Source organism: Okeania sp. SIO2B9, assembly GCF_010672505.1.
Taxonomy (GTDB): domain Bacteria; phylum Cyanobacteriota; class Cyanobacteriia; order Cyanobacteriales; family Microcoleaceae; genus Okeania; species Okeania hirsuta.
This window is the reverse complement of the sequence record NZ_JAAHGK010001377.1, coordinates 1-1941: the sequence shown is the minus strand read 5'-3', so window position 1 is coordinate 1941 and position 1941 is coordinate 1. Positions and strand designations below refer to the sequence as shown.

Here is a 1941-nt window from a genome sequence, read left to right as displayed (position 1 = left end):
TTAACAGAGAACTTAAGCGCTGCAATAAAGGATCTGCATCAGTTCTCTGTTAGAAGAGTTCTAATTAATTATGCTTCAATATATCTTTAATTCACAAAAATAATGCCCACCAATTTGAGTGAGTAATGGCAAAATAGTCAAGGCAAAGAAGTAGAGAAGCAAGAAAAAAAAGAAACTAATTTACATAGATTAAGTACCAAATAAGATTGGAGAAACTCTCGAACTGCATAGTTTGCCAATTTCCTGTTCATAGCATTCTTTTTGATGATTAGTATTAATATAGTCTTCTATATTCTTCGGAAATTAGTTATCGTATGATCAGCGGAAGACCGAGTCAAGAAAAAGCAAGGATTAGAGTGGGAATTATCTGGGGATATTCCGGAATTCTATGTCTGCATTGAATGGAAGTAGAAAGTGCGATAACTGTATAACAGGATTTCATATAAGAGGCAGACAAATAAATTTGGAGACCATCTTACGAATGCTTTTATTTTTGACATAAGGTATAGTGGATTTCATCATTAAAAATGATCGAGAAATTATAAATAAAGTAAAAATAATTTTTAGATATTTGAACTGTATTCCTCATCATTCACAAAAATTAGTTAGTATATTACCTTAAACTTTAGTTAGTACAAATACATTGCCTTGATTGCCTCTTCCAATGCGTAAATTTTCATCTAAATATGTAATATCTAACCATCCCTTTTGTTCTCGGTTTTGTATCTTAAAATCAACAGCAGTAAATTTTTTTCCTGATTCTATTTCAGCAATTAATCTATTAGGTGATTGATAACCTATTAAACTTTGTAAACCTAAAATTGAACGATTAAATTTAACATTTACTCGCTTTTCGGAAACAGCTTCAAACTGAGCAACAACACTAACTATTCCTTCTAATAAAGGCAAACCAGATACTTCAGCAATATTATAGATTGCCGTATCTTGGACTCGGATACATTGATAAATCTCCCCTAGTTTCAGGAAAGGAAAACTATCAATGCGTAGTAATTCTTGACTGGTAGTATAAAGTAATCGCCAATTGCCATTTAATAGTTCTTTTGCTTCAAAGGGACAAGGGTTTGGATTGTAATCTTCTACTTGAGCGATCGCTGCTAGAATTACTTGTTGGTCATATTTGCTTGCTAGTAAACCACGATTTTTGCCTGTAAGTGTCTCTATTAATCTGGACTTATAAATCATAATTTTTGTTTATTGTCAATCTGCGTTGATTCTAAGCTGACAATTTTCATTTATTTGTCATTTATTTGCAGAAGAAGAAAATTTCAAAAACATTCTTCGGGTATCCGGGTCTTAAGCAATTTTAACGATATCCTTAACAGTAGCAAAAAATTTGGATCGGCTTACTACTTGAGATTAATTTTACTTTGTTTGAATGAATCTAAAAATTTTATATTTTATATTATTTTTTGGTGCCAAATTATCCATCTTGTTCTTTTTCAACCTCTGAAATTCTCTTTTCCCTGATGGATTCCCATCTTACAGGAGGTGCAAATAAGGTTTGATAGAGATTATCACCCCTATCGACAGCATTGTAACCTACTGTAGGGGAGAATGGCCATTCGCCCCTACTACTGACTACTTCTTTAAGATTTGATCCAAGTAAATTCATCTAATCTGTTAAACAAGGACAGGAAAAACATTTATATATATTATTTGCTGGCAAATTTAAAACAAAATCCCCTAAAATCCAAGAGACTGGATAGAGGAGATGAGTAAATCTAAAGATATTAGGATAGACTTACTAAAATTCCTTGACTGAGGATATATGGAAGAAAAACAACAAACAAACAGTCCATCACAACCTGTAGTGCCACAACCAACTACGGTACAGGAAACAGTAAATCCACAACCTGTAGTGCCACAACCAACTACGGTACAGGAAACAGTAAATCCACAACCTGTAGTGCCACAACCAAC

Annotated in this window: 2 protein-coding genes; both read right to left on the bottom strand. The window is 32.9% G+C overall.

The genetic code is table 11. The features are described from left to right. Positions 1 to 618: 618 nt before the first annotated feature. Positions 619 to 1203 (bottom strand): PAP/fibrillin family protein, encoded by a 585-nt coding sequence (locus tag F6K13_RS30925; RefSeq protein WP_287240492.1) that lies wholly within the window; start codon positions 1201 to 1203, stop codon positions 619 to 621. A 238-nt stretch (positions 1204 to 1441) separates the two neighbouring features. Continuing rightward, on the bottom strand, positions 1442 to 1633 hold the full coding sequence (locus tag F6K13_RS30920; protein WP_287289545.1) for a hypothetical protein: 192 nt from the start codon (positions 1631 to 1633) through the stop codon (positions 1442 to 1444). Positions 1634 to 1941 lie beyond the last annotated feature (308 nt).

Coding starts and splice junctions, on each gene's coding strand:
- F6K13_RS30925 (WP_287240492.1), bottom strand. CDS start 1,203: ATGATTTATAAGTCCAGATTAATAGAGACACTTACAGGCAAAAATCGT.
- F6K13_RS30920 (WP_287289545.1), bottom strand. CDS start 1,633: ATGAATTTACTTGGATCAAATCTTAAAGAAGTAGTCAGTAGTAGGGGC.